The organism is Agromyces humi (assembly GCF_009720255.1).
In the GTDB taxonomy this organism is placed as follows: domain Bacteria; phylum Actinomycetota; class Actinomycetes; order Actinomycetales; family Microbacteriaceae; genus Agromyces; species Agromyces humi.
Genome location: NZ_WJSP02000377.1, coordinates 1 through 3,528, shown reverse-complemented (window position 1 = coordinate 3,528; position 3,528 = coordinate 1). Strand labels below are relative to the sequence as shown.

Genomic DNA, 3,528 nt, shown 5'->3' with positions numbered 1-3,528 from the left:
GACGCCGTTCACGCCGGACCGGCCGGCGTCGCGGTTCCTGCAGGCGAGGTTCGCCGCCTTCGCCGATCGTCTCGCGGCGGTCGCCGACGAGCACGGCGCGATGCTGCTCGACGCCGGGTCACGGCCGGACCTCGTGCACCGGGGGCAGTGGGCCGCAGATCGGGTGCACCTGAACTCCGGCGGCCACCGCTCGCTCGCATACGCGGCGGCGGAGGTGCTGGGCGTCCGGGATGCGACGGAGCTGGGCGCGCTCGAACGCGCCGTGCACGACGACGAGGGCGCCGCGGAACGACGCGTCGGCGACGCGGAGTGGCTCGTGAGCCACGTCGCACCGTGGCTGCTCCGTCGCCTGCACGGACGCGCCGCGGGCGACGGGCGCGAACCGAGGCGACCGGTGCTCCTGCCGGTGTCGACGAGCCCGGTGCTCGGCGCGTCGTGACCGGCGCTGGGGGAGCGGGCGCCGCCGCCGGAACTCAGCCCGACTTGCGCCGGAACTCGCGCTTGTGGTCTGCCGGCCCCTGGGTGTGCTGGGCGCCGCCGCCGCCATCGAGGTGCGACTCGCCCTCGCGCTGCTTCGAGGCCTTGTTCTTGCGGTCGAGGGCCTCGCGGAACTTGCGCTTCGTCTCCTCGGAGGGGCCGGGCGTGCTCTGCTCGTCGGAAGTCATGCCTTCGAGTCTGGCACGGATGCCGCGGGCAGACGACGCGGGCGCCCGCGCCCGGTCGCGGCCTCAGGTGGCGGCATCCGCCGTTCATCGGCCGAAAACCCCGCCTCTGCTAGGCTGGAACCGGTCGCCCGATGGGTTGCCGTCGTTCGAAGTGCCGTGACACGGTCCGACGCGTTCCGCGTCGCGAGCGGCACAACTGCATATCGAGCACCGTGCTCACTCGAGCACACTGGAGCAGGCCGGCAGGAAGCTGGTCCCCTGTGGTGGATCACCAACGGCGTCGCGCACAGCGCAGGCGGCGGGTGGTGGACTTCTACTGGTGGCCAGCGTGAGGGCATCGCCTGATGCGTTTCGTAATGCCTGTTCCTGCTCCTGAGTATGAGTCGCGCCCACACGGGGAGCGACGTAAAACAAAGGAGAAGACCTCTTGGAAGGTCCTGAGATCACGTTCGCCGAAGCCGTCATCGACAATGGCAGGTTCGGCACCCGCACCATCCGCTTCGAGACCGGCCGTCTCGCCCAGCAGGCCCAGGGCTCCGCCGTCGCCTACATCGACGAGGAGACCATGCTGCTCTCGGCGACCTCGGTCTCCAAGCAGCCGAAGGAGCACTTCGACTTCTTCCCGCTCACGATCGACGTCGAAGAGCGCATGTACGCCGCCGGCCGCATCCCCGGCTCGTTCTTCCGTCGTGAGGGCCGCCCCTCGACCGAGGCGATCCTCACCTGCCGCCTCATCGACCGCCCCCTGCGCCCCTCGTTCGTCGAGGGCCTCCGCAACGAGGTGCAGGTCGTCGTCACCGTGCTCGCCATCGAGCCCGACGAGTACTACGACGTGCTCGCGATCAACGCGGCGTCCCTCTCGACGCAGCTCTCCGGCCTGCCCTTCTCGGGTCCGGTCGGCGGCGTGCGCGTCGCCCTCATCGACGGCCAGTGGGTCGCGTTCCCGAAGTACTCGCAGATCGAGGAGGCCGTGTTCAGCATGGTCGTCGCCGGTCGCGTGGTCACCGAGGCCGACGGCTCGCAGGATGTCGCGATCATGATGATCGAGGCCGAGGCGACCGACAACGCGTGGAACCTCATCAAGGCCGGCGGCGTCAAGCCCGACGAGACCGTCATCGCGCAGGGCATCGAGGCGTCGAAGCCGTTCATCAAGCAGCTCGTCGAGGCGCAGCAGTCGGTCGCCAAGACCGCCGCCAAGCCCACCGCGGACTACCCGACGTTCCCGCCGTACCAGCAGTCGACGTACGACGCCGTGGCCGCCTCGGCCTACGAGGAGCTCAAGGGCATCTACCAGATCGCCGGCAAGACCGAGCGCCAGGACGCCGACGACGCGCTGAAGTCGCGGGTCAAGTCCGAGGTCGCCGCCAAGGTCGAGAGCGGCGAGCTGCCCGAGTCCGCCATCGCCGAGGTCTCCGCCGCCTACAAGTCGGTCACGAAGCTCGTGGTGCGCTCGCGCGTGCTCGAGGAGGGCGTGCGCATCGACGGCCGCGGCCTCGCCGACATCCGTCCGCTCGACGCCGAGGTGCAGGTCGTGCCCCGCGTGCACGGTTCGGCCATCTTCCAGCGCGGTGAGACCCAGATCCTGGGCGTCACCACGCTGAACATGCTGAAGCTCGAGCAGCAGATCGACTCGCTGAGCCCGGTCACCAAGAAGCGCTACATGCACAACTACAACTTCCCGCCCTACTCGACCGGTGAGACCGGCCGGGTCGGGTCGCCGAAGCGACGCGAGATCGGGCACGGCGCACTCGCCGAGCGTGCCCTCGTGCCGGTGCTGCCCACGCGCGAGGAGTTCCCCTACGCGATCCGCCAGGTGTCCGAGGCGCTCGGCTCCAATGGCTCGACGTCGATGGGCTCCGTCTGCGCGTCGACGCTCTCGCTGCTGAACGCGGGCGTGCCGCTGCGCGCTCCCGTCGCCGGCATCGCGATGGGCCTCATCTCCGACACGGTGAACGGCGAGACCCGCTACGCGGCGCTCACCGACATCCTCGGTGCCGAGGACGCGCTCGGCGACATGGACTTCAAGGTCGCCGGCACGTCGGAGTTCGTCACGGCGATCCAGCTCGACACGAAGCTCGACGGCATCCCCGCGTCGGTGCTCGCCGGCGCGCTGACGCAGGCGAAGGACGCTCGCACGACCATCCTCGCCGTGCTCAACGCGGCGATCGACGGCCCCGACGAGATGGCCCCCACCGCGCCCCGCGTGATCTCGGTGCAGATCCCCGTCGACAAGATCGGCGAGCTGATCGGCCCGAAGGGCAAGACGATCAACGCGATCCAGGACGAGACCGGCGCCGACATCTCCATCGAGGAGGACGGCACCGTCTACATCGGCGCGACCGACGGCCCCTCGGCCGAGGCCGCCCGCGCCCAGGTGAACGCGATCGCCAACCCGACGAACCCCGAGGTCGGCGAGCAGTTCCTGGGCACGGTCGTGAAGATCGCCGCCTTCGGCGCGTTCATCTCGCTGCTGCCCGGCAAGGACGGCCTGCTGCACATCTCCGAGGTGCGCAAGCTCGCCGGCGGCAAGCGCGTCGAGAACGTCGAAGACGTGCTCGGCGTCGGCCAGAAGATCCTCGTCGAGATCACCAAGATCGACGACCGCGGCAAGCTCTCGCTCGCCCCGGTGCTGGCTGAGGATGCCGACACCGACGGTCGCGACTCGACCGGCGCGCACACCGACGCACCCGCTGAGGGTGCCGACGTCGACGCGTAGGTCGTCGCCGCACAGACGGATGCCCCGCCCGATTCGTTCGGGCGGGGCATCCGTCGTCTCGGGCCGGCTTCGGCCCGGCGGCGGCTACAGCAGGCCGTAGGTCGACGACCGGAACGACGCGTCGCGCTCGGCGAGCGCCGCCTCGGC

The 3,528-nt window shown here is 70.3% G+C and carries 2 protein-coding genes and 1 pseudogene; 2 read left to right on the top strand and 1 reads right to left on the bottom strand.

The window, feature by feature from the left end; translation table 11 throughout:
* Window positions 1-439: pseudogene (locus GH736_RS19360) on the top strand (glycosyl transferase); the annotation flags it as partial.
* Between the two features lie 34 nt (window positions 440-473).
* Here GH736_RS19360 and GH736_RS19355 read toward each other — a convergent pair.
* Window positions 474-665 (bottom strand): DUF5302 domain-containing protein, encoded by a 192-nt coding sequence (locus GH736_RS19355; RefSeq protein WP_159606259.1) that lies wholly within the window; start codon window positions 663-665, stop codon window positions 474-476.
* 427 nt (window positions 666-1,092) lie between these two features.
* Between GH736_RS19355 and GH736_RS19350 the strand changes: the two genes are divergently transcribed.
* The gene (locus GH736_RS19350) at window positions 1,093-3,381 is read left to right on the top strand and encodes a polyribonucleotide nucleotidyltransferase (protein WP_159606257.1); all 2,289 of its coding nucleotides are present in this window, start codon (window positions 1,093-1,095) and stop codon (window positions 3,379-3,381) included.
* The last annotated feature ends 147 nt before the right edge of the window (window positions 3,382-3,528 follow it).

What these genes read in the sequence shown, in the direction of transcription:
- GH736_RS19355 (WP_159606259.1), bottom strand. Translation starts at nt 665, where the DNA reads ATGACTTCCGACGAGCAGAGCACGCCCGGCCCCTCCGAGGAGACGAAG.